General features: G+C 37.2%; 25 protein-coding genes. 12 read left to right on the forward strand and 13 right to left on the reverse strand.

The features are described from left to right. Positions 1 to 103: 103 nt before the first annotated feature. Positions 104 to 2,386: an NADP-dependent oxaloacetate-decarboxylating malate dehydrogenase gene (gene maeB / locus C0T34_RS02250; RefSeq protein WP_098942510.1), complete on the reverse strand. Its 2,283-nt coding sequence runs from the start codon at positions 2,384 to 2,386 to the stop codon at positions 104 to 106. Between the two features lie 555 nt (positions 2,387 to 2,941). On the opposite strand from maeB, the gene C0T34_RS02255 reads away from it, so the two are divergent. Next, entirely contained in the window at positions 2,942 to 3,565 is a 624-nt protein-coding gene (locus C0T34_RS02255) for a response regulator (RefSeq protein ID WP_069368881.1), read from the forward strand. A 79-nt stretch (positions 3,566 to 3,644) separates the two neighbouring features. Here C0T34_RS02255 and C0T34_RS02260 read toward each other — a convergent pair whose 3' ends face one another. Further along, positions 3,645 to 4,205 carry a hypothetical protein gene (locus C0T34_RS02260; RefSeq protein ID WP_098942509.1) on the reverse strand — a complete coding sequence of 187 codons (561 nt, stop codon included), beginning with the start codon at positions 4,203 to 4,205 and terminating at the stop codon, positions 3,645 to 3,647. Positions 4,206 to 4,411: 206 nt separating this feature from the next. Between C0T34_RS02260 and C0T34_RS02265 the strand changes: the two genes are divergently transcribed. From C0T34_RS02265 to C0T34_RS02275, 3 genes are read left to right on the forward strand one after another with little or no spacing between them, the layout of a single operon-like run. Then, a complete protein-coding gene (locus C0T34_RS02265) occupies positions 4,412 to 4,783 on the forward strand; it encodes an ArsC family reductase (protein ID WP_098942508.1) in 372 nt (123 codons plus the stop codon). A 5-nt stretch (positions 4,784 to 4,788) separates the two neighbouring features. Beyond that, complete coding sequence (gene dapE / locus C0T34_RS02270) at positions 4,789 to 5,919, forward strand: succinyl-diaminopimelate desuccinylase (RefSeq protein ID WP_098942507.1); 1,131 nt, start codon at positions 4,789 to 4,791, stop codon at positions 5,917 to 5,919. Beyond that, entirely contained in the window at positions 5,916 to 6,584 is a 669-nt protein-coding gene (locus C0T34_RS02275) for a M15 family metallopeptidase (RefSeq protein WP_109849648.1), read from the forward strand. Before dapE ends, C0T34_RS02275 begins: the two co-directional genes overlap by 4 nt. Before the next feature lie 2 nt (positions 6,585 to 6,586). Here C0T34_RS02275 and C0T34_RS02280 read toward each other — a convergent pair whose 3' ends face one another. Then, the gene (locus tag C0T34_RS02280; RefSeq protein ID WP_098942505.1) at positions 6,587 to 6,970 is read right to left on the reverse strand and encodes a DUF454 family protein; all 384 of its coding nucleotides are present in this window, start codon (positions 6,968 to 6,970) and stop codon (positions 6,587 to 6,589) included. A gap of 98 nt (positions 6,971 to 7,068) precedes the next feature. Here C0T34_RS02280 and C0T34_RS02285 point away from each other — a divergent pair, with 98 nt between their 5' ends. After that, entirely contained in the window at positions 7,069 to 7,278 is a 210-nt protein-coding gene (locus tag C0T34_RS02285) for a YpfN family protein (RefSeq protein WP_075671870.1), read from the forward strand. Here the strand turns inward: C0T34_RS02285 and C0T34_RS02290 are convergent. From C0T34_RS02290 to C0T34_RS02300, 3 genes are all read right to left on the reverse strand, one after another. Continuing rightward, entirely contained in the window at positions 7,241 to 9,289 is a 2,049-nt protein-coding gene (locus C0T34_RS02290; RefSeq protein ID WP_109849649.1) for a GNAT family N-acetyltransferase, read from the reverse strand. The genes C0T34_RS02285 and C0T34_RS02290 overlap by 38 nt on opposite strands. A 2-nt stretch (positions 9,290 to 9,291) precedes the next feature. Beyond that, complete coding sequence (locus C0T34_RS02295; protein ID WP_098942502.1) at positions 9,292 to 9,744, reverse strand: DUF441 domain-containing protein; 453 nt, start codon at positions 9,742 to 9,744, stop codon at positions 9,292 to 9,294. A gap of 61 nt (positions 9,745 to 9,805) precedes the next feature. Next, the gene (locus tag C0T34_RS02300; protein WP_098942501.1) at positions 9,806 to 10,690 is read right to left on the reverse strand and encodes a neutral zinc metallopeptidase; all 885 of its coding nucleotides are present in this window, start codon (positions 10,688 to 10,690) and stop codon (positions 9,806 to 9,808) included. A gap of 224 nt (positions 10,691 to 10,914) precedes the next feature. On the opposite strand from C0T34_RS02300, the gene C0T34_RS02305 reads away from it, so the two are divergent. Beyond that, positions 10,915 to 11,613, forward strand: a complete 699-nt coding sequence (locus tag C0T34_RS02305; RefSeq protein WP_098942500.1) for a YafY family protein — start codon at positions 10,915 to 10,917, stop codon at positions 11,611 to 11,613. 92 nt (positions 11,614 to 11,705) lie between these two features. After that, entirely contained in the window at positions 11,706 to 12,317 is a 612-nt protein-coding gene (locus C0T34_RS02310; protein ID WP_098942499.1) for a glutathione S-transferase family protein, read from the forward strand. 156 nt (positions 12,318 to 12,473) lie between these two features. Here the strand turns inward: C0T34_RS02310 and purC are convergent, their stop codons facing one another. The 4 genes from purC to dapA form a co-directional block, all read right to left on the reverse strand. Further along, a complete protein-coding gene (purC, locus tag C0T34_RS02315; RefSeq protein WP_109849650.1) occupies positions 12,474 to 13,187 on the reverse strand; it encodes a phosphoribosylaminoimidazolesuccinocarboxamide synthase in 714 nt (237 codons plus the stop codon). Between the two features lie 524 nt (positions 13,188 to 13,711). Next, a complete protein-coding gene (locus C0T34_RS02320) occupies positions 13,712 to 14,302 on the reverse strand; it encodes a phosphatase PAP2 family protein (protein ID WP_098942497.1) in 591 nt (196 codons plus the stop codon). A gap of 277 nt (positions 14,303 to 14,579) precedes the next feature. Then, positions 14,580 to 15,626 carry an outer membrane protein assembly factor BamC gene (gene bamC, locus C0T34_RS02325; protein ID WP_098942496.1) on the reverse strand — a complete coding sequence of 349 codons (1,047 nt, stop codon included), beginning with the start codon at positions 15,624 to 15,626 and terminating at the stop codon, positions 14,580 to 14,582. Between the two features lie 16 nt (positions 15,627 to 15,642). Next, positions 15,643 to 16,542: a 4-hydroxy-tetrahydrodipicolinate synthase gene (dapA, locus tag C0T34_RS02330; protein ID WP_023581903.1), complete on the reverse strand. Its 900-nt coding sequence runs from the start codon at positions 16,540 to 16,542 to the stop codon at positions 15,643 to 15,645. A gap of 215 nt (positions 16,543 to 16,757) precedes the next feature. Here dapA and C0T34_RS02335 point away from each other — a divergent pair, with 215 nt between their 5' ends. Together C0T34_RS02335 and bcp are read left to right on the forward strand one after the other, a co-directional pair. Next, the gene (locus C0T34_RS02335; protein ID WP_036912784.1) at positions 16,758 to 17,315 is read left to right on the forward strand and encodes a glycine cleavage system transcriptional repressor; all 558 of its coding nucleotides are present in this window, start codon (positions 16,758 to 16,760) and stop codon (positions 17,313 to 17,315) included. A 17-nt stretch (positions 17,316 to 17,332) separates the two neighbouring features. Then, positions 17,333 to 17,803 (forward strand): thioredoxin-dependent thiol peroxidase, encoded by a 471-nt coding sequence (gene bcp, locus C0T34_RS02340; protein ID WP_088495299.1) that lies wholly within the window; start codon positions 17,333 to 17,335, stop codon positions 17,801 to 17,803. Positions 17,804 to 17,888: 85 nt separating this feature from the next. Here bcp and C0T34_RS02345 read toward each other — a convergent pair whose 3' ends face one another. Next, entirely contained in the window at positions 17,889 to 18,965 is a 1,077-nt protein-coding gene (locus C0T34_RS02345) for an AI-2E family transporter (protein ID WP_098942495.1), read from the reverse strand. Positions 18,966 to 19,119: 154 nt separating this feature from the next. Here C0T34_RS02345 and C0T34_RS02350 point away from each other — a divergent pair, with 154 nt between their 5' ends. The 3 genes from C0T34_RS02350 to C0T34_RS02360 all read left to right on the forward strand — a co-directional run bounded on the left by C0T34_RS02350 (position 19,120) and on the right by C0T34_RS02360 (position 22,901). Further along, the gene (locus tag C0T34_RS02350; protein ID WP_098942494.1) at positions 19,120 to 20,592 is read left to right on the forward strand and encodes a M48 family metallopeptidase; all 1,473 of its coding nucleotides are present in this window, start codon (positions 19,120 to 19,122) and stop codon (positions 20,590 to 20,592) included. Positions 20,593 to 20,600: 8 nt separating this feature from the next. Then, positions 20,601 to 20,957: an arsenate reductase (glutaredoxin) gene (arsC, locus tag C0T34_RS02355; protein ID WP_109849651.1), complete on the forward strand. Its 357-nt coding sequence runs from the start codon at positions 20,601 to 20,603 to the stop codon at positions 20,955 to 20,957. Between the two features lie 693 nt (positions 20,958 to 21,650). Continuing rightward, entirely contained in the window at positions 21,651 to 22,901 is a 1,251-nt protein-coding gene (locus tag C0T34_RS02360; protein ID WP_098942492.1) for an MFS transporter, read from the forward strand. Positions 22,902 to 23,108: 207 nt separating this feature from the next. On the opposite strand, the gene hda is transcribed toward C0T34_RS02360, so the two are convergent. Further along, positions 23,109 to 23,816: a DnaA inactivator Hda gene (gene hda, locus C0T34_RS02365; RefSeq protein ID WP_006533048.1), complete on the reverse strand. Its 708-nt coding sequence runs from the start codon at positions 23,814 to 23,816 to the stop codon at positions 23,109 to 23,111. A gap of 222 nt (positions 23,817 to 24,038) precedes the next feature. Next, a complete protein-coding gene (locus C0T34_RS02370) occupies positions 24,039 to 25,244 on the reverse strand; it encodes a mechanosensitive ion channel domain-containing protein (RefSeq protein ID WP_088495294.1) in 1,206 nt (401 codons plus the stop codon). Between the last annotated feature and the right edge of the window lie 219 nt (positions 25,245 to 25,463).

Genomic DNA, 25,463 nt, shown 5'->3' on the forward strand with positions numbered 1-25,463 from the left:
TCTTACATTAATTCGCATTTAATGCTTTTATGCCTATTTTAAGGACACAAAAAAGCGCCTGATAAAAGGCGCTTTATGGATGGAACTATCTAATTAGTAAAAATTAATTTTGAGATTGTGCCTGAGCTTCAACAACAGCTAATGCCACCATATTCACGATACGACGTACTGACGCAATTGGCGTCAAGATGTGAGCAGGTTTAGCAACACCCATTAACACTGGTCCTACTGTTACACCATCAGAGCTAGTTACACGCAATAAGTTATAGCTAATACGTGCGGCTTCCATTGTTGGCATAACTAACAGGTTTGCAGAGCCTTTTAATGGACTATCTGGCATCACGTCACGACGAATAGATTCTACTAATGCCGCATCTGCGTGCATTTCACCATCAATTTCTAATTCAGGCGCGCGTTGTTTGATTATCTCTAATGCTTTTCTGAGTTTGATTGAAGATGGGCTATCGAATGAGCCAAAGCTTGAACGAGAAACCAGCGCTGCTTTTGGCTCAATACCAAAGCGACGGATAGTATCAGCAGCCATAATCGTAATATCGGCTAGTTGTTCTGCGGTTGGATCTTCATTAACGTAAGTGTCTGTAATAAAGGTGTTACCACTTGGCAATAACAGTGCGTTCATTGCGCCAGCCGTTTCCATTCCTTCACGTAAGCCGAACACATTTTTGTAAATTTCAAAATGTTCAGAATAGCTACCTACTGTACCGCAAATCAGGCCATCCGCTTCACCTCGGCGAACCATAATGGCACCAATCAGTGTTGGATTACCAATCATTGCACGGCGAGCTTGCTCTTGTGATACACCACGACGTTTCATAATTTGGTGATATTCTTGCCAGTACTCTTTGAAACGTGGATCGTTTTCATTATTCACCACTTCAAAGTCTCTACCAGCTTTAATATGTAAACCCAATTTCTGAATACGCATTTCAATCACACTAGGGCGACCAATTAAGATTGGTGTGGCTAACCCTAATGTTACTAGCTCTTGTGTTGCATGTAGTACGCGGTTTTCTTCCCCTTCTGCTAACACAATACGTTTTTTCTCTTTTTTCGCTTGAGAGAAAATAGGTTTCATAAATAAGTTTGTTTTATAAACAAACTCATTAAGGTGTTCGATATAAGCAGAGAAGTCTTCAATTGGACGTGTCGCAACACCAGAATCCATCGCTGCTTTTGCAACTGCTGGCGCAATTTTTACAATCAAACGTGGATCAAATGGTTTTGGAATAATGTATTCAGGGCCAAAAGAGAGTTCCTGATCACCATAAGCAGAAGCAACTTCTTCGTTTTGTTCTGCTAACGCTAATTCTGCAATAGCATGAACACAGGCGAGTTTCATTTCCTCATTAATTGTAGTCGCACCAACATCTAATGCGCCACGGAAGATGAATGGGAAACACAATACGTTATTAACCTGATTTGGGTAGTCAGAACGTCCTGTGCAGATAATCGCATCTGAACGTACTGCTTTTGCTAGCGGTGGTAAAATTTCAGGCTCTGGATTTGCAAGCGCGAGAATAAGTGGGTCGCGTGCCATTTTTTTGACCATTTCTTGCGTTAACACGCCTGGTCCTGAACAACCTAAAAAGATGTCGGCATTATTAATAACATCATCTAATGTACGAGTACCGTTATCTTCAATCGCATAAGCTGCTTTGGTTTCTGCCATATTGGCTTCACGACCTCGGTAGATAACCCCTTTAGAGTCACATACAGTGATGTTTTCGCGTGTTAGCCCTAAAGCAACCAATAAGTTCATACATGCAATAGATGCGGCACCGGCTCCTGATACCACTAATTTTACTTTGCTGATCTCTTTTTTAATAATACGTAAGCCATTGAGAACGGCTGCTGTAGAAATAATCGCTGTGCCATGCTGATCATCATGGAATACAGGAATGTTCATTTTTTCACGCAGTTTTTTCTCAATATAGAAACACTCTGGTGCTTTAATGTCTTCGAGGTTAATACCACCAAATGTTGGCTCTAATGACGCAATAATATCAACGAGTTTATCAGGATCTGTCTCATTAACTTCGATGTCAAAAACATCAACGCCAGAAAACTTCTTAAATAAAACGCCTTTACCTTCCATCACAGGCTTACCCGCTAAGGCACCGATATTTCCAAGTCCAAGTACCGCAGTACCATTTGAAATCACCGCGACAAGGTTGCCTTTGGCTGTGTAGCGATAAGCGGCAAGAGGGTCGGCTGCAATTTCTAAACAAGGAGCGGCGACACCCGGTGAATAAGCTAATGCTAAATCACGCTGAGTTATGAGTGGTTTTGTCGGTGTTACTGTGATTTTGCCTGGTACGGGAAATTCATGAAAATCTAGAGCGCTTTGTTTTAATTTGTCTTCCATCTTCATATCCTTTGTATCAATAGAGTAAGGGCTTCGTTAGTATAATGGTAATGGAGCGTTAAATCATGACGGCTCCGACACTTTTTTCAAATTAGTAAACGAGATCCATTATAAACAATTAATACCTAATTATAGGTATATTATTAACACTATTTAATTTCATCTGTGTAATAAACTCGAACAGAAAAAAGACAATATTTGTTTATTATTTACCAGATATTAAATTAACATTTAAAATAATTAAATTTTTTATATAGTTTAAAAAAACAATAACTATTTTCACTTGTTGATTATTTTTAAAATAGCCCCATCCCTGCACAACCCATTGTAACTATAAAGATTTTATAGAATTGGATTTTTTGTTAGTCTTTTTGGTTATTTTCTTTTTTACCCGTAACAATAATTGGTGTAATATTGCCAACCGTCAATTTTATTTTCTTATTCTTTTAATAAGATGTCTGATTCTAATTTTTATTCCTCATTTGGAATTTACTTTTTTATTTTCTGCTATTGGAAAGATTACACACATTATTATTTTTTTTAGGGAGAGGGGTTATGCCTAGCTACTCAATTATGATAGTGGATGATCACCCTATCATGAGATATGGATTACGGCTATTGTTAGAAAAAGACAAGGATTTTGTCGTAGTAAGCGAAAGTGGCAATGCTCAAGAGGCTGTAACCGCTGCAAAACAATTGAATCCAGACTTAATTATGATGGATTTAAATCTACAAGGGCGTTCAGGTATTGATATTATTCGAACACTTCGTCGCTCTGGTTTAACATCTTATGTTCTTGTTTTATCCGTTTCTGATTCACGTAATGATGTTTATGCTGCGTTGGATGCAGGCGCAAACGGTTATCTTTTAAAAGAGTGTGAGTTAGACATGCTATTACTTAGCCTACGCAAAGCAGCTGTTGGGCATCCAGTTTATAGCGAGCGAGTGTGGCAATATATTCAGCTTAGGCAAAACTATTCTGATCCACTTTCAGCGTTGACTAAAAGAGAATTGGATGTTCTTCATGAAGTGTCTGCTGGAATGAAAAATAAGCAAATTGCTGAGAATTTATTTATTTCTGAAGAAACAGTGAAAGTTCACATTCGTAATATTTTAAAGAAACTGCAAGTCACTTCTCGTTTAGCTGCCAGTCTTATTCTTATTAAGCATCAGTACTAAACGTTTTACCCCGACACTCGGTCGGGGTAATAAGATATATCGTTTTAATATTCCATTTAAGACTATATCAAGTCATTTATTACTCAATAGGTACTGGATAACTCAATACTTTAAAATGGTTATCAGGTAATTTTTCGATATTTAACTGATACAGCTCTCGATTTATCCCATTAATCACAATATCAAGTTCGCTAAAAGCAGATTGTATTTCTTCATTGGTTGCCCATGAAGGAATACCTTTCACTCCATAATAGAAATAAATTTTACTTTTACCTGAGCCTATTGGCTGAATTTCTTTTATCTGACTAATGAAAAGATGACCATAACAGAAGTCTTGATAAGGTTGCCAAGCTTTGCGCCCTTTTTCACTAAGATTGAACACCCACTCTTCTCCATTTGCGGTTTGTTCAATCAATCCGGCTTCGACTAATGCATGCATTCTTTCTAATACCCATGGTGCATCATCTTCATTGCTGTACACAGGCCATTTCCCTTCGCCCAAACACAATAAATAATCACTGTTAAAAAAGGCCTCTAAGGCTATTTTATACTCATCAACTTTTGAACTGTTTTTTTCTTCGTCTGCCCAGCTAAAAGAAGAGAGTAAAAGCAATATAAGACTCAGTGAAATACTTTTCATATTTTCTTTTACCAACGGAAATCTTTATTCGTATTTGTATTACTCTACGCTACACAATTCGTTACACTAACGTGACAGTTTAATATCCGATATATTTTATAATGTAAATAGGATTTTTCACTACAACAAAAGCTGTTATTTTGGAATTGTATAACACTCATTCACATCAATACTAATATTACGTATTGTCATATAAGGAAAATATCATGTCCACGACAAACCTGACATATACCATGTACGGCATAAAAAATTGCGATACCATCAAAAAAGCGCGTAAATGGTTAGATGATAATCATATTCCTTACGCGTTTCATGATTACCGCAAAGAGGGTTTGACGGAAGCATTATTACGCACCTTTACAGAAAATTTAGATTGGCAGACACTTGTGAATAAAAGAGGAACAACTTGGCGTCAATTATCCGATGAAGAAAAGAACACAATCACTGATGTTACCTCAGCAATTTCACTTATGTTAGATAAACCAGCCATTATTAAACGTCCTATTCTTGTATCATCTGACAACCGTTTTATTGTTGGTTTTGATACCAATGATTATTCGACCTTTACAGGAGCCTAATTTTTATGTCCTGTCCTGTTATTGAGCTTGCACAACAACTGATTTCGCGTCCATCAATCAGCCCTGATGATCAAGGTTGTCAGCAATTGATTATTGATAGGCTTGCCCCTCTTGGTTTTACTATTGAAAGAATGCCTTTTGGTGAAACTGAAAATCTCTGGGCTTGTCGTGGTGGTGAAGGTGAAACGCTGGCTTTTGCTGGCCATACTGATGTTGTACCAACAGGTGATCCTAATTTATGGGATAATCCACCTTTTGAACCGTCTATTCGTGATGGTATGTTATATGGGCGCGGAGCGGCAGATATGAAAGGTTCGCTTGCCGCCATGATTGTAGCAGCTGAGCGCTTTGTTCGCTCTTATCCTGATCACCGTGGGCGACTCGCTTTTTTAATTACATCAGATGAAGAAGCTAAAGCCGCAGATGGTACGGTTAAGGTCGTACAATCATTAATGTCACGAGGCGAACGCCTTGATTATTGCCTTGTGGGTGAGCCTTCAAGCCAACATCATTTAGGTGATATGGTAAAAAATGGTCGTCGAGGCTCAATAACAGCAAATTTAATTATTCAAGGTGTGCAAGGTCATGTCGCTTATCCTCACCTTGCAGAAAATCCTATTCATCTTGCCTCTCCTTTTATCCAAGAACTTGTTAATACCGTTTGGGATGAAGGCAACGAATTTTTCCCAGCCACCACAATGCAAATTGCCAATATTCATGCAGGTACAGGCAGTAATAATGTGATCCCCGGTGAGCTGTTTATTCAATTTAATTTCCGCTTTAGTACCGCAATTACAGATGAGGAAATTCGTCAACGTACAGAAGCGTTATTACAAAAGCACCAACTTCGCTACCAATTAGAATGGTCGTTATCTGGTCAGCCTTTTATTACTGGACAAGGCAAGTTACTTGAAGCAGTACGCTACTCAGTTAAGCATTACACCAATTTAGAGCCAGAACTCTCCACCAGCGGAGGCACTTCTGATGGTAGATTTATTGCCCAAATGGGAGCACAAGTTGTCGAATTAGGCCCCGTTAATGCAACAATCCATAAAGTTAATGAGTGTGTTAATGCAGCCGATTTACAACAACTTAGCCGAATTTATCAGCGGGTTATGGAGCAACTTATTTTATGATAACGCCTTTAATGCTAACGGGCCGTTCTACCGACCATTTAGTCACTTTATCCGGTCAGCATCGCTTACAATTTAATGCCACTAAAGCTTTTTTAGCGTTACAGCAACAAGCCACAAAAGCGGGCTTTAAATTAATGCCAGCTAGCTCTTTTCGTGATTTTAACCGCCAATTAGCGATATGGAATGGAAAGTTTGAAGGCAGTCGTCCTGTTTTAGATGCACAGAGTCAACCAATGGATATTCATGCATTATCAGAAAGTGAACGCTGTCTCGCTATTTTAAAATGGTCGGCGTTGCCCGGTGCAAGTCGCCATCATTGGGGTACTGAGATTGATATTTACGATCCTTTTCGCTTACCTGAAGGTCAATCATTACAATTAGAACCTTGGGAATACGAAGAAGGTGGCTATTTTGCAGAGCTTAATGAATGGTTAACGGAGAATATGTCAGCGTATGATTTTTATCGCCCTTTTACTCATAAAGAGAGCGATATTGCTTACGAGCCTTGGCATATCAGTTACTGGCCTCTTTCTCATGAAGCTTCGCTTGCTTACACACCTGATATTCTAAAATCGGTGTTAGAAGAAGAAAATATTTATGGTAAACAGTGGCTATTAGCTAATCTTGATGAAATATTTGCACGTTACATTGTTTTGCCTGAATAACGTTATTTTTCACATGGAGCTTCTTGTTGATCATTAACAGGAAGTCTCCACATAAATATCAACAAACACACTAAGATTATTAGCAATAATATTCTGACCCAAAGCATAGACACTAACCATAGAGAAATCGCAAAGGTAATTAAGATCACTAAGATGGCTTTAGGTTTTGCCCCTTTAGGCATAGCGCGATAAGTTTGCCAATATCGTAAATAAGGGCCAAACCAAGAGCGATAAAGTAACCAATAATGGAAACGCTTTGACGAACGAGAAAAACACCATGTGGCTAGTAATAAGAAAGGTGTAGTGGGTAATACAGGTAAAATAACCCCTAATGTGGCTAATCCCACACATAACCAACCTGCTATAATCAATAATATCCGTTTCATGCTGTGCTTTTCCAACTCATGCTTTATTGCGTTATTTTATAGAGTAAATAAAAAAGATCCTCATTCTCAACAACAATTTTAAAATATAAGGCTTATTTATGCACTGGCTTGCTGACTATTGGTGGGTAATTTTAATTCTTTTAGTAGGAATTATTATTAACGCTATTAAAGATATGAACAAAATCGATCCCAAGCAATTTCTTAAAAATAAGCGAAAGTTACCGCCACATCGTGATTTTAATGATAAATGGGATGATGAAGATGATTGGCCTAAACAAAATCAAAACAAGAAGGATGAGAATAAGTAGCTAACCACTGTTGATAACGCGATGTTAACTGTGCATCTTTTTCAGCCATTAATTGCGCGCATTGCTCTCTTAATTGCTTAGTTAAGACTTTTTTTCCTAATAAAGAAAACTCAGCCACACACTGCTCAACTGATTTATTGTCTACAAAAAAAGCCACTAATAACGGGTAGTGTTGCTCATAACCTACCAAAAAGTTAGCAACACTCTCATAAGCAGTAAGGGCTGGCCGATGAGCAAATGCAAAACCCGCCATCATTAACCAGTCGTCTTGTGGCGTAGCAATAGGACGTGGTATTAACTTATCCGCTAAACAGAGTTTCGTTTGCTGTTCTATCTGCGGATATTGCAAAGCAAAAGCACGTAAAGAAGAGTGCAATAACTGTTTGCCTTTTTCTGTTAATGGATAAATCGCCATTGCGGCATAGCATCCACTGCTCGCCTCTTTATGTACTCCTAACCGTACTATTTGAAAGCCACATTGCATCCAAAACTGCGCCAACACTTCGGTGTAACCAAAGCTCACAGAAAGATAATCAATAGTCTGTTTTTGGCTCTCTTTTACAATATTAGCAATTAAAGTTGCGGCAATTTTTTGACGTCGATATTGAGGCAAAACAGCAATGCGACTAATACGCAATGAATTCAAACACATTGCATCAGGTGTTAGACCATAAGTGACTAATGATTGAGCAACTAGATTACCTCTAGGCCTACGAGTCCCTAGCCAGACATCATGAGCCAGTTCAAAAGGCAATCCTCCTTCTTCAATACACCACACAGCACCCACGAGTTTTTTATTAATGGATGCTGACCAATAACGCTGCTTTTGACCATCAAGTAAACGTCGTAGATCAAGTGGCGTTGTTCGATAATGCGCACTAGTAAGTAATTGATAAAAATCATGTAGTTGTGAAATGTTATTGTGCCAATTTCCTTGGAGCTGGTGGATATCGACCTCACCTTGTTGCTGGCGTTCAAAATCATACTCAGGCTCATCAAGCAATAGCAATTGATTAAGCCAATTTTCTAATGGGCAATCTTTAGCCCAACGAATAGGTGTTTGTAATTGAAGTGTACGCAAATTAGGAATGTTATCTCCTAACTTCAGCATAAAACCGCGCCCTGTTCCCTCATAACCTTGCACTGTGGTTGTCATTAATACATGAGGAAAATAACCACACAACGCTTCTAGTTGTGCAATAGGTAAAGAAGCAGCCTCATCAATAATCAGCCAATCACTTTGAATTTCGTTATTTATACATAGCGCTAATAAATTATCTGGAGAATAAAATGAAATGACTTTATTGGTATGTGAAGATAAAACATCTGTACTATTTTTAGCTGGCGCACATACCAGTACATTTCCCTGATATTGTTCGATAAACATTCCCGCCAGCGCTGACTTTCCTCTGCCTCTTGGTGCAATAACACTCCAAACACCGGATGTCGATGAGAGTAAACTATCTAAAATCGCTTGCTGCTCTGCGGTTGGTTTACCTTGTGGAAGCGCCCAAAGCTTAGTTTTTTCACTCAATGTCGGTAATCGAAATGGCGTTGATTGTTGCCAGACAATCACTTGAACATCACCTAAAGTAATATTTTTTAGCCATGCCATAAAATTTGGAGTCGAAAGTATGCCCTGAGCATCATTCCAGCGCTGACTATCGTTATCGATATAACTCTCCCAGTTTTCAATATCAGGTAGACACAAAATCAATAAACTACCTGCTTTTAATGTGCCTGTTAACATGGCTAAAGCATCAGTATTAAATTCCTCATTGGCATCAAAAACAGCATGTAGAAACTCACGCCCCAGCAGACGAATAGCTTGTTCAGGCAAAATAGCATGAGGTTGATTGGAAGAAATTTTGACCCAGTCTCCTTGGCATAATTGAGTAATTTGCTGGATCTGCGTCATTTGCCATATAGGATCACCCGCTAATAGCAGTAACTGACGTTGCCCTAATTGGGCTAACTTTTGCTGATATTGATGTAAATAGGAAACTGGCACAGCTAGGATTTACCGATTAACAATGAAAGAATACCGGCTGCAATTAATGGTCCAACAGGCACGCCTCGGAAAAGTGCGACACCAATGACGGTTCCTACTAATAAGCCGGCAACTGTTGAAGGCTGGTTATTCATTAAAGAAACACCTCGTGCGCCTAACCAAGAAACCGCGATACCTATTGCAATCGCTAACAATGATCTCCAGTTTAAAAATGAGTTAAGCACTTCTTGCCCTGAAATACGCCCTGTTGCAATGGGTGTCATTACCCCAATGGTCAGAATTAAGATCCCGATAGTCATGCCATATTTTTCAACAACAGGAAAATATTGATTTAGAGGCGTGATTTTAATCACTAGCAAAGCAAGCATTGCTAACGTTACAGTCATATTATGACTAATAATGCCAAGTCCGGCGAGAACCAGCAAAATTAATAGTGAGGGATCAACATTACTCATGTTTGTTCCTAAGCCTTTCTCTTTATAGCGTTAATTGTATTTTATTTATTGACGAATGGTATTAGTTCAAAGACGAAGAAGCAAATGTATCGCAAGATTTGATATTGCCACTGTTATAGCCACGCATAAACCAAGTCTTACGCTGTTCTGCGGTACCGTGTGTAAAACTATCAGGCACAACATAGCCTTGTTGCTGTTTCTGTAATTTGTCATCGCCGATCGCTTGCGCCGTTTTAATCGCGGTTAATAAATCGCTTTCATCAATACGACCTTCACCTGCAATAAAGTGTCCCCACATTCCAGCAAAACAATCTGCTTGCAGTTCTAATTTTACGGATAAACGATTTGCTTCTGCTTTTGAGCGTGCCATTTGTTGTTTTTCACGCATTTGATTAGTAATGCCTAATAAATGCTGAACATGGTGCCCGACTTCGTGTGAAATCACATAACCTTGAGCAAATTCACCGCCGCCACCTAGGCTATGTTTCATTTCATTATAAAAAGAGAGATCGAGATAAATTTTTCTATCCGCAGGGCAATAAAAAGGCCCCATTATTTTTGTACCAGTGCCACATTGTGTAGTGGTGCTATTGGTATATAACACAAGTTTTGGATAGCTATATTGTTTGCCTGCTTGTGCAAAAATAGTTTGCCAAAAATCTTCCGTACTGGCTAAAACAACGCTACTAAAATCTGCTGCTTCATTATAAAGGGCACTTTGTTGTTCGTTGCGTTGTGGTGCTTGGTTGGTTTCACCTGTTAATGAGTTAAGATCAAATCCCATAAAACTGGCTATCACTAAAACAATAATAACCACAAACCCGTATTTAGTGCGTAATAAAAGTGCAATTAATCCTAATGGGAGATTACCACCGCCTGATGCGGAGGAAGATTGCCCTCTTCTATCTTCAACATTGTCACTTCTTCGGCGATCATTCCAACGCATAACTTATCCCCACAGTTTAAATAGACGACTTTAGCTTTATTATGAACAAATTTGTTACTTGATTTGAGATAATAACAAAAAATTGCAATCTCTATTCCCTATTTTTTGAGAACAAGATAATAGAGACTATTAGAGAAAATAACTCAACACATCCTAATCATTTCATAATAGAATTCTTATTTCTTACCCTTGTGTTTTTTCTTCACTAATAAATAGATAATTTAATGACTCGAACTCAACGTTTACTCACTTTATTGCAGATTTTAAAAGAAAATCGCTATCCGATAACGGCAGAAACGCTGGCAGATAAGTTGCAAATTAGTGTCAGATCTATTTATCGTGATATCGAATCTTTGCGTAATCAAGGTGCTGTAATCACGGGTGAAGCAGGTATAGGTTATCAACTAAAATCAGGCTTACTTCTGCCACCATTAACCTTTGATATTAATGAACTTGAAGCGCTTATTTTGGGCTTACGTTGGGTAGAAAGTCATACAGATAAAGAATTAAGTCACTCGGCATTACGGGCAATTAATAAAATCAATGCCGTGGTAACGGCACAGCATCAAACCTTGCTTGAACAAAATACATTGTTTGTTCCTACTAACCGAATTATTGAAGTAGACCATGCTATTGCTAAAGATATGCGTTTTAGTTTACGCGAAGAAAAGAAAGCAAAAATAGATTATCAGGATGCCCAAAAAAAACTAAGCACTCGGATTATTTGGCCTATTGCCGTGGGTTATTTTCAGGATTCTCAGGTTATTGCTGCATGGTGTGAATTACGCCAAAGCTATCGCCATTTTAGGCTCGATAGAATTATCTCTTATGAAGTATTAAGTGATAATTTGCCTTATCCTAAAAGCTATTTATTCTCACGTTGGAAAAAAGAGATATTGAAAGAGACTCCTGACAAAAATTGACACACAGTTTGAGTAATATCTTCCTTACTGTTCTTAGCTTAGCTATTTCAGTTTAAATAACATCATATTAATCAACACAGTAAGGAAACATTATGAGTGAACTTATTCTTTATACTAATGCAATGTCTCGTGGTAACACCGCTGAGCTTTTCTTAAAAATGTTAGATGTGCCTTATCAGCGTGTTGAATTAGAATATGGCGAACCAATGCGTACCCCTGAATATCTTGCTATTAATCCGATGGCAAAAGTTCCGGCATTAGTTGATGGTGAAATCGTCGTTACAGAGACAGCCGCAATTTGTGCTTATTTAGCAGATAAGTTTATTGAGAAAGAATTTGCTCCCGCCCTTAATTCACCTGAGCGCGCTGCTTATTATCGTTGGTTCTTTTTTACCGCAGGCCCTATTGAAGCGGCATTCACCGTAAAAGAGCTTGATATTGACCTTAATGAAGAGCAACAAAAATCATCTGGTTTTGGTTCATTTGAACGCGCTTTTCATTGCTTAGAAGCGGGCTTAGCCAGCGCTAAACCTTATCTTTGTGGTAAAAATCTGACAGCCGTTGATGTGTATGTGGGTTATTTCCTTATATTTTTGTGCAAGTATGCATTTATCCAACCTACACCATTGATTAACCAATATATTGATAGCCTTGCGCTTAATAAAGAAATTAAACAATTATTAGAAAGCTTAGAATTACGATAAATTTTCTTATTATTAAACGTCATTCAATTAAGCTATCGCTATAGTTACTTGTTTAATGCATTCTACTTAATACGCCCCATTTAAGACAAAAGGTCAGCTTTTAAGCTGACCTTTTCTAATTACATCTTATTTAACTTGACGTAATCGTTTGCGTATTTAGTCTAAAGAAACACCGATTCGACGTGCAACTTCTTCGTATGCTTCTATTAATCCGCCTAAGCTTTGACGGAAACGGTCTTTATCCATTTTATCTAAGGTATTTTTATCCCATAGACGGCTACCATCAGGAGAGAACTCATCACCTAATACAACTTTGCCGCGAAATAGACCAAACTCAAGTTTAAAATCGACTAAAATAAGTCCTGCTTTATCAAAGAGTTCGCTAAGGACATCGTTTGCTTTATAGCTCAAACGTTTCATTTCTGCGAGGTTTTCTTTAGACACCCAATCAAAAGTTTCACAGTAAGATTCATTGACCATAGGATCATGACGAGCATCATCTTTTAAGAACAAATCAAAGATTGGTGGGTTTAAAAGTGTACCTTCTTCGATACCTAAACGTTTGACTAATGATCCCGCAGCACGATTACGGATAACGCATTCAACAGGTACCATATCGAGTTTTTTTACTAGCACTTCATTATCAGAAAGCAAACGTTCCATCTGCGTTGGGATACCCGCTTCTTCCAGTTTATTCATAATGAAATGGTTAAATTTGTTATTTACCATGCCTTTACGATCAAACTGTTCAATACGTTGGCCATCTAACGCTGATGTATCATTTCTGAATTCAAGGATAAGAAAATCAGAAGATTCAGTGGCATAGACCGTTTTGGCTTTTCCACGATACAACTCAGCTTTTTTCTGCATCTGACACACTCCAAAGATGTGATAGGTTTAACAAGAAATTTGCTTCCCATACTCTACTCTAGATCAGACAAAAAAGCTTTTAAAACGTGAGTACTATCACTAAAAAATCTCGCCTTTAATCCAGAGTTCATAACGTTTTTTTATTAAAAATAATCTTTGTTATTAGAAACCATATTTCAATTAATTCTATTGAATAATTACACTGATAACGAAAGTTATAATCGCCAATCAAAAATCGCTTGATAAAATCAGAATATATAAAAAATAAAAAGTCAGAATAAGAATAATTATAGATTATATCACTCCATTATTTCTATTTTCAGATGATATTCTTAGTAAGTATTAGTTCTGTTTCACATTACATTTATTTTGAGTAATCAATAATAAAAAAACCAGATTAATTTCTTTTTATTGAAATTTAATCTGGTTATCAGTGTTAGCATCAACAAGTTTTAATGATTATCTCTAATCTATTTTTATATTTAAAAAGGCTCATGTTATCTCTTAATAACATCATGCTTTAATTAAATAATGTAACAGTAGATCTCATAAGCAAACCAACCTAATAAAGCACCAGCAGGTAAGTCAATTAAGTAATGTTGCTTCGTGAACATGCAAGATAGTGCAATAAATAATGGGAATAAGAAAACCCAAGGCCCTAATGTTGCATAAGCAAGGCATGCAGTGAGTGTTGCAACGGAAACATGCATACTAGGGAAGCAATTTGAGGAATCATCAAAATACTGAACAAACTTAAGAAATTTCTCTGACGCTGTTTTTCCTGGGTTTAAGGTACGCCAATGTGCAGGGGTTGCAACTGGGAACACAACAAAGAAAAACATTTGCATGACTAACAAAACAATATAACTAAAAACAATCATAATAAATTGTCTTGAGTCTTGAATGATCCAGTTGAGATATAAAATTGCAGGATAATATAAAAAGCTATAGATCCATGACCACCATGGCCAAAAAGGAATTTTTTCATCAATTGGTGAATTAATAATTTTCACTTCTCTTAATGTATATCGTTGAGTAAAAAAATAAAATTGATAAACACCTACAATAAGTATCCCACTTAATATCAAGTGAATAATCATATCACCTGCACTCATAAATACCCCTTCATATAGTCAGAGAATGCTTTGTTATTTTTATTTAAGAATAAGAATTGACGCAATATTGCATAAATTTAAGCGTATTGCATTAAGATTAATATTATTAATAAATTTAAATTAAATCCTATCATTAAAAGAGCATTCAATTAATGATGTTTAGTTTGATAGCTTTTTATAAATAAATTTTAATTTAGATTAATACAATTAAGTTAAGATCATAAAAAAGCCGCACAATGTTTATTGTGCGGCTTATCATATCTTTAAAAAATAATGCTTATTTAACTGGTTTACTGAAAGCAGCTTTCAGTGCAGCAACCATTTGATCATTTTGTGATTGTGTTAATGGTTTACCTTTATCACTGATAAATTGTAAACTACTGCGGTTATTTAAATCGCCGACTTGTAATTTATAATCCGCTTCTTCAACAGTTGGTCTATCAACACCTAACGCACTCCAGTTCGCACTGCTCATTCCTTTATAAGTTACTTCAATTGAACCTTTAGAACGTGTACGATCGCCCATCTTCATACCAACACTTTCTAATGCGATAGGTAATCTATCCCAAACCACATCAAATGGTGCACGAACGATAATCACTGGAAGACCCGCATTATCACTGCCACTTTGGACATCAATAATACCTTGTAAGCTACTGCTTGCCGTATTTTCGCTTAAATTACGCATACGATTTAAGCCGTCAACCAATTCGTTAAGCATTAAAATATTGTAACGCTTCACTTCAGCCGGATCAGTTATCTCAGTTTCGCCTTGGCGTAAACCTTCGTTAGTCACTGTTAACGAAATAACATTACCTGACTGAGCAATCACTAAACGCTGACGTGTTTGGAAAGGTACGTTTTCATCTGCGCGTAACCATGTGATCCAATCAGTGTGGATCTCTTTTTGCCCAGCATCACTTTTGACAATCGCAACACCTTTCTCTTTTAAGATAGAACTAACTTGCTCATACAGTGTTGTGTTTTCAGGTGAATTTGGTAATAACAAACGGCTGTTATCTGCATTATTTTCACTGCGTGAACCACTTAACAGATTCAGTGCTTGAGTTGGTGGACGAATATCAAGCGCTAAACCAACAGGTTCAGTTTTTTTAGGGGTTGGAATGTCATATTCCCCATTTTGCAAAGGCAACACCATACCCGCCGGAATCGCTAAATTCTTTAGCCCTGCCGTCTCTAAATAAGACTCATCACCACTGACCTGACGTTTATAGCGCTGATCACTTGAACAGGCTGCCAGTAAAACCACCAGCGACAGACCCGCGACTTTCATAATCTTTGATTTATGCAATAGTGTTGCCATTAAAATTCCCTAAGTTTTACAGTATTCCCGCTGTTAACAGCGCTTTCTCAACAATTTGCTGACCTGATGATGTCAACGGAGTCATAGGTAAGCGCAATGTGGCGTCTTCAATCAATCCAATACGTTGACACGCCCATTTAGCTGGGATTGGATTAGGTTCAACAAATAACTGATGATGTAAGTCCATCAGACGTCGATTAAGTTCACGTGCTTTTGCAAACTCACCTGCATTTGCTAATCGACATAATTCTACCATCTCTGACGCAGCAACGTTAGCAGTAACCGAAATAACACCATGACCGCCAAGTTGCATAAAGTCTAATGATGATGCGTCATCGCCACTTAATAAGATAAAACTATCATCATTAACCAACTCTTGGATTTGACTAACACGACTTAAGTTCCCTGTCGCCTCTTTAATTGCCACAATATTATCCAACTTGGCTAAACGTGCAACTGTTACAGGCAATAAATCGCATCCAGTACGACCCGGTACATTATACAGGATTTGTGGTAATGCTGTGCTTTCAGAAATCGCTTTAAAGTGCTGATATAATCCTTCTTGTGAAGGTTTATTATAATAAGGCGTGACACTTAAACAACCTGCAATACCTTTATTTTCAAACTGTTGTGTAAACCAAACTGCTTCAGATGTTGCATTAGCACCAGTACCAGCAATAACAGGAATACGTCCATCAGCCATATCTAATGTCATTAGAACGACATCAACATGCTCGTCATGACTTAATGTTGCAGATTCTCCTGTTGTACCAACAGAAACTATTGCAGCACTACCTGCATTAACATGATAGTCAACTAATTTACGTAAACTAACCCGGTCAACATTGCCTTTTGCGTCCATTGGTGTAACCAATGCCACCATACTGCCTGTAAAATTAAATTCGTTATTCACCATAATCATTGCTCCGAGATAGACGTATATTCAATGGTACTCATTCATTGCTCTATTGAAAACTACTTAACTCTAGGTTTCTAATGAAATTTGCTAATATTCTTTGATATGAATTAAAGAGATATAATAATTGAAGATAGTGAGCCTGAGATCTTGGCAGAAATCGAAATTTGTGTTTACCTGTTAAGAATAAACTGAAAGTCAAAAGGAACCTTATTTTGCCCATACCTGATAAACATTTTCTCGTCATTACTGCATTAGGTGCTGACCGTCCTGGTATTGTTGATACCATTACACAATTAGTCAGCCAATGCGGATGTAATATCGAGGACAGCCGACTTGCGATGTTTGGTCAAGAGTTTACGTTTATCATGCTACTTTCAGGTGGCTGGAACGCTATCGCACAATTAGAAGCGTTGTTGCCCATTAAAAGTGCGGAACTGGATTTATTGACCGTAATGAAAAGAACCACCAATGGTGCACCGATTACCTATCCTTCAACAATCGCAGCAAAAGTTGATATTGAAGATGCGCCCGGTATTGTAGAACGCTTTACTAATCTATTTAGCCAACATAATTTTAATCTTGCTGAATTAATATCTAAAACACACCCATCGGAAGATGGTTCACCTGCCCGTTTAGAAATACAAATTACGGCGCATAATCCATTAGATGATCATGGTCTTGTTATTAATGAGAAATTTAATCAATTATGTACAGAGCTGAACGCTCAAGGCACAATAAGTATCGTAAATAGTCTGATGATGAAACAGTAAAAATGGAGAATGACCTAATGAACCCATTAAAAGCCGGTGAAAAGGCGCCTCAATTCAGTCTGCCCGACCAAGATGGAGAAACAATTAATTTATCTGATTTCGCTGGCCAACGTGTGCTCGTTTATTTTTACCCTAAAGCAATGACACCGGGTTGTACTACTCAAGCTTGTGGCTTACGTGATGAAATGGATGCACTAAAAAAAGCTAAAGTTGAAGTACTCGGCATCAGCACAGATAAATCAGAAAAACTTTCCCGTTTCGCTGAAAAAGAGATGTTAAATTTCACGTTGCTTTCAGATGAAGATCATAAGATTGCAGAAGAGTTTGGTATCTGGGGAGAAAAGCAATTTATGGGGAAAACTTATGATGGCATTCATCGTACAACCTTCTTAATTGATAAAAATGGTGTTATCGAACACGTATTTGATAACTTTAAAACCAGTAATCACCATCAAGTCGTTCTCGAATATCTCGCTCAGCATCCATAATAAATGCTTTGAATTGATAAGATAACAGACAGTTTGCACTGTCTGTTTTTTTATTTATTTTTTGTTAATACATTCAAGGCGGTACTTAGCTTTTCTTTATATATTGCTCATTCGCAATTTCATCAGGTAATGCATGCAATACTGCTTTTATCAGCGTTGCTAATGGTATAGCAAAGAAAACACCCCAAAATCCCCACATTCCACCGAATATAATCACTGACAAAATAATGACTAAAGGGTGCATATTTACGGCTTCAGAGTACAAAATTGGCACTAATAAATTACTATCCAACCCTTGAACAACAAGATAAGCAATAAATAACGCCCAGAAATCAGAACCTAATCCCCACTGAGATAATGCAATCACAATAACGGGGATCGTTGCTAAAACAGCACCAACATAAGGGACTAAAACAGAAACACCGACGATAACAGCAAGTAATACAGAGTAGCGTAAGTCGAAGAAAGCAAATACAAAATAAGTGAAAACACCCACAATTATCATTTCGGTTACTTTACCCCGAATATAATTGGTAATTTGCTGGTTAACTTCAATCCAAACTTGAGCTGCCAATATTCTGTTTTTTGGTAAAACACGGCGAACTGCATTAAGCATCTGTTGCTTATCTTTAAGTAAGAAGAACGTCATTAAAGGCACAAGAATAAGATAAATCGACAGTGTAATAATTCCGATTAACGAAGCTAAAGACACTTTTAATACAGATTCAGCCACCGTTGAGAACTTACTGCGTAAGTTTTCTGCCATCATATCAACAATACCTGCATCCATTAATGCGGGGAAACGATCCGGTAATTCCTGCGCAAATGCATTGAACTTATTGATCATATTTGGGATATCTGAAATCAGTGTCATCCCCTGTTGCCACACCGTCGGCGCTAAAATCAAAATTACAATGGCACTAATACCAATAAAGAGTGTCAGAATTATCGATACTGCCCATATACGGGCGCATCCTAATTTCTCGAGTAAATGAGTTGGCCACTCTAAAAGATAAGCAAGCACAATTGCCACTAATAAAGGAGCTAGTATGCCACTGAAAAAATACAGAATTGAAAAGCCGGCAATCAAAATGACCACAAGGGCGATAACTTGTGGATCAGCAAATCGGCGTTTGTACCATTGAACAAGCAAGTCCAGCATGAAAATAAAGATCCTTTATAATAATCAGAATAATAGAGCTGTATGTATTCATTTACATAAGCAATAATCTTTTGACAGATTTTACGTTAGGTTTTGCTATCATACATCATTAATTATTAATTTTTCGTTAAGATAGCTATCAGGATACAGTTGTATGAAACTCAGACTTAAAAAACCATTAGTCGCGCTTCTTGTTTCTGCGTTGCTATCAACATCAGTAGTACCCGCTCAGGCTGCGATTGATATTGAAGACTCTTTACCTGATATGGGAACCACTGCAGGTTCAACATTAAGCATCAATCAAGAAATCGCTATGGGTGATTACTATACTCGCCAACTGCGAAATAGTGCACCATTAGTTTTTGACCCATTACTTTCTAACTATATTAATAATTTAGGACAAAAACTCGTCTCTAACGCCAGTTCGGTCAAAACCCCTTTTCACTTTTATTTAGTTAACAACCCCAATATTAACGCCTTTGCTTATTTTGGGGGAAACATTGTTTTGCATTCCGCGCTCTTTCGATATAGCCGAACAGAAAGTGAATTAGCCTCTGTTATGGCTCACGAAATCACACATGTTACTCAACGACATTTAGCACGAATGCTTGAAGATCAGGCTAAAACAACGCCTCTTGCTCTTGCGGGGGTATTAGGTTCTATTCTGATATTTATGGCGAATCCGAATGCAGGCCTTGCGACCTTTACGGGAAGCATGGCAGGTATGCAACAAAATATGATCACATTCACGCAAATGAACGAGCAAGAAGCAGATCGTATCGGAATACAAACACTCTATCGTGCAGGGTTTGATCCCAAAGGGATGCCTGACTTTATGCAAATTCTTGCTGACCAAGTACGATATAGCTCTAAACCGCCAGAAATGCTATTAACGCACCCCTTGCCAGATAGCCGATTATCCGATGCAAGAAGCCGAGCAAGCCAATTTCCAGCTCGACAGATCCCACAGTCAGCTGATTTTCTGTTTGCCAAAATGCGTGTATTAACCATGCTAACGAAAAATCCAACATCCGAGAATGCATTACAAACGATACTTGATCAGTTTAAGCAAGGCACCGCTCTTGAACAATCAGCGGCTAATTATGCGTTAATACTGATCTATTCTCGTGATCGTAAATTTGATGACGCAAGAAAACTGCTTACTCCGATGTTAGAAAAAGAGCCGAATAATATTTGGTTAATTGATGCCATGACGGATATCGATTTAGAACAAAACCGTGCTGGCGATGCGGTTGCAAGATTACAACATGCATTGAAACAAAGGCCCAATGACAATGTTCTTATTGCCAACTTAGCTAATTCATATATGCATAATAAGCAATATAACGAAGCTAACCGCCTGCTTTATCGTTATACCTTTGATAATCCAAACGATCCTATTGGTTGGCAATTAATGGCAGAAAATTCAGCTAAGCAAGGTGATAGAGCTCATGAATTAGCCGCTTATGCAGAAGATTTGGCCCTAAGAGGTGACTTTGAAACAGCAATTCGTTATTTAGGTGATGCAAGCCGACAAGTTAAATTAGGCAGTAACGATCAAGCTCGTTTTGATGCTCGTATAGACCAATTAAGAAAAATTCAGCAAAGAGATAGTCAATTTAAATAAGGGACAACATGACCAAGAAAGTGACGATTTATCACAATCCACGCTGTTCAAAAAGCCGTGAAACCTTACATTTACTAGAAGAAATGCAAATAACGCCTAATGTTATTCACTATCTAGATACAGCACCTTCTGTTGCGGAACTTAAAGTACTGCTCAAAGCATTAGATTTTAATGACGCAAGAGAATTAATGCGTACAAAAGAAGAAATTTATAAAACGCTAAAACTGGCTGATGAAACATCGCAAGATGCATTAATTCAAGCAATGCATGAAAACCCAAAACTTATTGAACGCCCTATTGTGGTTGTAGGTAATAAAGCCCGTTTAGGTCGCCCACCAGAACAAGTGAAAGAACTGTTTAATTAATCTTCCAAATTAAAGCCCATGTTTATGTTATTACATATATGGGCTTCTCTCTATCTACTTCATTATTAATCTCGCAACCGTTTACTCTCTTTTCTCAAATCAGAAGCCAATCATCAAATGTTATTAAATTGTAAACATTACAATTAGCGAAGTGTTTCTTATTTCCACAATAGAAAAAAACCTATCGCTTTATGCTTTCAAAAATTTTCATCTCAATTTCATATTTTTTATGAGTAAGAAACCGCCATTTTTGAAAACTTTTATTGAGATCACACTACACCGTATAAATTCACGATTATGAGAAAAAAATAATCACGTGTTTCATTTATATTGTGACTCATGTCTCTTTACACAAATGCATTCCTACATATCATGAGCATCAGAAAATATGATAGCAGAATTGATAAACTATAAATTCTTGCCGAAATATTTTTTCATTATCATCCAAGAAAGAAATTAACAAGAAACACACATTTAAAACAATACTGCAACACAGCAATAAGCTTTCAATTTGTTATTTACTCTATCTCTTCTTTTATTGTTGTTTTTTTAACTTGATGACAATTAATCAGTGTGAAATGAAGTTGTAGATGTATATGAAATAAACAACGTTATAGCCAACATTATGGGCAATTAAAACTAACCAATCACCATTATTGGTGTCGGGTGATTGCTAGGCTAATAGGAAAACAGATGAATATCGTACTTAGATTAAAACTTGTCTCATTCCTCCAGTTCTTTATATGGGGATCTTGGCTTGTAACATTTGCCTCGTATCTCTTTGGAGAGCTGCATTTTAAAGGTAGTGATGTTGGGCTTATTTTTAGTGCTCTTGGACTTGCCTCACTTATCGCCCCCGTCATCATGGGATTTATTGCAGATAAAATAAATAACCGTAAATTAGTGTTTATTACCCTGCATATTTTTTCTGCATTAGCATTAGTGCTAATGTCGCAAATGACAACAGTAACCACACTATTCTTTGCAACTCTATTACATTTATTGTTCTTTATGCCAAGTATCTCAATGGCAAATAGCATCATTTTCGAACTGTTAGAACAAAAGCATTTAGAGCCTAATAACTATTTCCCTAAAATTCGTGTTTACGGCACTGTCGGCTTTATTGCAGCCATGTGGGTGATTAGCTTCTTAGGTTTAGGTAATAGCTACCACCAGCTCTTTGTTGCAGCGATCGCCTCTATTGTTTTAGCTGTATTTGCAATGTTCTTACCTGCAACTAAAGCAGCTGATAAAAACGAAACAAAAGCCGAAGAAGTGGCATTTAGTATCACTAATATCTTGCAAGTATTTAAAAAGAAAAATGTCGTTGTTTTCTTATTCTTTGCAACATTGTTAGGATCTGTACTGCAAATTACTAATACATTTGGTGTGCCATTCCTACAAGATATTGCACAGTCTCCAAATGCAGATGATTCATTCTTTGCACGTTATCCTTCTGTGTTCTTATCTATTTCACAGATTTCAGAAGTCGTATTTATTCTGTTCCTACCACTGCTATTAAAACGTGTAAGAATCGAAACTATCGTTTTATTTAGTATGATTGCTTGGATCTTACGTTTCGGTTTCTTTGCTTATGGTGACTACACATCATTAGGTCAAATCGTCTTATTGTTATCAATGATTGTGTATGGTTGTGCATTCGACTTCTTTAATATCTCTGGTTCACTGTTCTTAGAAAAAGAGATCCCATTACAATATCGTTCAACAGCACAAGGTATGTTTATGACCTTAGTGAACGGTTTCGGTACTTATTTAGGTGCAATGTTAAGTGGCTGGGTGATTGACTTATATACCACTAATGGCGCGGTTGATTGGAAATCATTCTGGTTAATCTTCACAGGCTACACCGTTGCAATCACTGCACTTTATCTGATTTTCTTACTGGTCCCTCAGAAGAAAGCCAAAGTAGTAGAAGCAAACTAATTATTTAACCCTCCTCCTTTATTATTTGTGTCTCTCACCGCTTGCCTTGTATAAAGACAAGCGGTTTTTTTATCCTTTTTTATCAGAGAAAATAGAAATATCACGGTTTAAAAAAACAAGAATTGTTACCTTCAATAGATATTAGATTTGAGAAATAGAGATAGGATTTAGATTATTAGCCTCACCGAATAAGATGAGTGAGGCAATTTAAAGTTTGAGAATATCTTTCACAAATGGGATGGTCAGTTTACGTTGAGCAACAATAGAGGCGTGATCAAGCTCATCAAGCATTTCAAATAAGGTGCGCATTTTTCTGTCCAAACGTTTTAATACAAAACGCCCGACATCTTCAGGTAATTCAAACCCGCGAAGTTTTGCTCTTAATTGTAGAGCTTGAATTTTTTCTTCATCACTTAAAGGTTGCAGGCGGTAGATTTGCCCCCAATCAAGGCGAGATGCTAAATCAGGAAGTTGTAGCTCTATTTGGCGAGGTGGCCTATCCCCTGTAATTAATAAACAGGTTCGCCCATGCTCTAAAACGCGGTTATAAAGATTAAATAAGGCGAGTTCCCACTCTTCATCACCTGCAATACATTGCACATTATCAATACAAACTAAGGATAAATGCTCCATGCCTTCAAGAACATCGGGAACAAAATAGGCGCGTTTATCAAGAGGAACATAACCAACAGCATCGCCTTTTAGTGAAAGCTCAGCACAAGCCGCATGTAATAAATGGCTCTTTCCACCTCCGTCACGAGACCAGAAATAGATATAACTGCCATGTGATTGATGAATGGCGGTTCGAATTGCCGCGACTAACGACGCGTTTTCCCCTGCATAAAAGCTATCGAATGTCTCATCATCGGGCAGAGATAGTGGTAATGATAGCTGTGACGGCGTATTCAGAAGCACCTCACCTGAATAGTTTAATAAACGTGGTGATTCTAACACAAATTCTCACAAGGTCAGAATCAATATTAAAAAAGCACATTGCACTGATTAAGATAACAGCAAGATTATCGTGATAAGCCTATTTTATATACTCTTAGTGACTTATTTATTTGTCTCCTAGCTGTATCATAAATTGTTTAGTACAACATCAGAAAATATTTCTTGTTTAATTAATCGTCTTTATTATCTAAATTTTAATTTCGCAACATCATTACCTGAAGGTTGCTGATAAATATCGAGCTTAAAATATTTGGCTGATGCATTTATATACTCAAAAATTTCAGATTGAGTCTCTTCATATTCAACCCACGTAGTTGCACGCGTAAAACAATATAACTCTACAGGTAATCCCATCGGTGTAGGTGGCATTGTTCTGATCACTAAATACATATCAGGCCGAACATCACCACGCATCTTTATCCAATTTAGCATGTACTTACGAAACAATTGTAGGTTCGTCACCCCTTTTGTTTCTAACCATTCATTAATATCACCAATCTCCTCTTCCTTTCCTTCTAGCATCGTTTCTATGCTCTTACGAAGCGGTGCTGTATTTTTTAACTCTAATACTAATTCTTGTGTTGCAAATGAAATCGAAGATTGGTCAATATAAAAACTTCGTTTGATCCGGCGCCCTCCTGATGAAAACATTGGTTGCCAGTTTGTATATTTTTCAGTCAAAAAATCTTTGGTTGGAATACGTGAAATCGTATTATCCCAATTACGCACAGTGATCGTATGCAATGCGATATCAATAACCTCACCGCTGATATTACTACTGGGTAATTCAATCCAATCATAAAGCTTTAATACTTTTCCGTTAGAGATAAGAATATTGGCAACAAAAGAGATAAGTGTATGCTGAAAAACAAACATTAATACCGCTGCAATGGCACCAAAGCTTGAGATAATAATAAGTGGTGATTGTTCAGTAAATAACGCAATGATCAGGATAAAAGAGATAATCCAAACCACGATTTTGGCAATCTCAATATAGCCTTTGATAGAGTTATTTCGATGCCACGCTTTTTTGGCGTGCCTAATATTAAAGATATCAAGCGCATTATTTAGCAATGAGGCAATATTGATGATAATAAAGGCGCGAGCAACCGTCTCAAAGATAATATTCATTTCAGCTGAAAAAGACGGTAATAGCTGATTAATATAGAGAACGAGTGTAACAGCAACGATAGATGCACTCTTTTTAGCTATATCTTCTATCGTTTCTTCATCTGAAAGTTCAGTAAATAAAAAAAGTAAACGCTTTGCTATTCGGCGGAAAATCATTTTGGCGAGAAACCACACTACCAGCAACACAATAACTAAAAATATTGTGGTAAAAATCTGCTTTGATGTGATGAAATCATAAATTTCAATTAGCTTTTCCATAAATTACGTTATACCTTTTTTGAAACGCTTCCAACCTTAAAACGAATATCACTCAAACCGCAGACAAATTGCCTATTTCGCATAAGAACAGACACCCATTGTCTCATTTATTTTATTTAAATAAACATCATGATTGAATTAATCATGCTTTTCTGAGTTTTAAACACTTAAAACATCAAAAATCTTAGTTTTTAATATGACATAAAAATAAAACACAAT

Origin of the sequence: Proteus sp. CA142267, from assembly GCF_003336825.1 — a bacterium.
In the GTDB taxonomy this organism is placed as follows: domain Bacteria; phylum Pseudomonadota; class Gammaproteobacteria; order Enterobacterales; family Enterobacteriaceae; genus Proteus; species Proteus terrae.

What these genes read in the sequence shown, in the direction of transcription:
- C0T34_RS02360 (WP_098942492.1), top strand. Translation starts at nt 21,651, where the DNA reads ATGAATATCGTACTTAGATTAAAACTTGTCTCATTCCTCCAGTTCTTT.
- C0T34_RS02320 (WP_098942497.1), bottom strand. Translation starts at nt 14,302, where the DNA reads ATGAGTGCAGGTGATATGATTATTCACTTGATATTAAGTGGGATACTT.
- dapA (WP_023581903.1), bottom strand. Translation starts at nt 16,542, where the DNA reads ATGGTGAATAACGAATTTAATTTTACAGGCAGTATGGTGGCATTGGTT.
- C0T34_RS02275 (WP_109849648.1), top strand. Translation starts at nt 5,916, where the DNA reads ATGATAACGCCTTTAATGCTAACGGGCCGTTCTACCGACCATTTAGTC.
- bcp (WP_088495299.1), top strand. Translation starts at nt 17,333, where the DNA reads ATGAACCCATTAAAAGCCGGTGAAAAGGCGCCTCAATTCAGTCTGCCC.
- C0T34_RS02305 (WP_098942500.1), top strand. Translation starts at nt 10,915, where the DNA reads ATGACTCGAACTCAACGTTTACTCACTTTATTGCAGATTTTAAAAGAA.
- purC (WP_109849650.1), bottom strand. Translation starts at nt 13,187, where the DNA reads ATGCAGAAAAAAGCTGAGTTGTATCGTGGAAAAGCCAAAACGGTCTAT.
- C0T34_RS02260 (WP_098942509.1), bottom strand. Translation starts at nt 4,205, where the DNA reads ATGAAAAGTATTTCACTGAGTCTTATATTGCTTTTACTCTCTTCTTTT.
- C0T34_RS02295 (WP_098942502.1), bottom strand. Translation starts at nt 9,744, where the DNA reads ATGAGTAATGTTGATCCCTCACTATTAATTTTGCTGGTTCTCGCCGGA.
- C0T34_RS02285 (WP_075671870.1), top strand. Translation starts at nt 7,069, where the DNA reads ATGCACTGGCTTGCTGACTATTGGTGGGTAATTTTAATTCTTTTAGTA.
- C0T34_RS02345 (WP_098942495.1), bottom strand. Translation starts at nt 18,965, where the DNA reads ATGCTGGACTTGCTTGTTCAATGGTACAAACGCCGATTTGCTGATCCA.
- C0T34_RS02350 (WP_098942494.1), top strand. Translation starts at nt 19,120, where the DNA reads ATGAAACTCAGACTTAAAAAACCATTAGTCGCGCTTCTTGTTTCTGCG.
- maeB (WP_098942510.1), bottom strand. Translation starts at nt 2,386, where the DNA reads ATGGAAGACAAATTAAAACAAAGCGCTCTAGATTTTCATGAATTTCCC.
- C0T34_RS02280 (WP_098942505.1), bottom strand. Translation starts at nt 6,970, where the DNA reads ATGAAACGGATATTATTGATTATAGCAGGTTGGTTATGTGTGGGATTA.
- C0T34_RS02370 (WP_088495294.1), bottom strand. Translation starts at nt 25,244, where the DNA reads ATGGAAAAGCTAATTGAAATTTATGATTTCATCACATCAAAGCAGATT.
- dapE (WP_098942507.1), top strand. Translation starts at nt 4,789, where the DNA reads ATGTCCTGTCCTGTTATTGAGCTTGCACAACAACTGATTTCGCGTCCA.
- C0T34_RS02255 (WP_069368881.1), top strand. Translation starts at nt 2,942, where the DNA reads ATGCCTAGCTACTCAATTATGATAGTGGATGATCACCCTATCATGAGA.
- arsC (WP_109849651.1), top strand. Translation starts at nt 20,601, where the DNA reads ATGACCAAGAAAGTGACGATTTATCACAATCCACGCTGTTCAAAAAGC.
- C0T34_RS02300 (WP_098942501.1), bottom strand. Translation starts at nt 10,690, where the DNA reads ATGCGTTGGAATGATCGCCGAAGAAGTGACAATGTTGAAGATAGAAGA.
- C0T34_RS02265 (WP_098942508.1), top strand. Translation starts at nt 4,412, where the DNA reads ATGTCCACGACAAACCTGACATATACCATGTACGGCATAAAAAATTGC.
- bamC (WP_098942496.1), bottom strand. Translation starts at nt 15,626, where the DNA reads ATGGCAACACTATTGCATAAATCAAAGATTATGAAAGTCGCGGGTCTG.
- C0T34_RS02310 (WP_098942499.1), top strand. Translation starts at nt 11,706, where the DNA reads ATGAGTGAACTTATTCTTTATACTAATGCAATGTCTCGTGGTAACACC.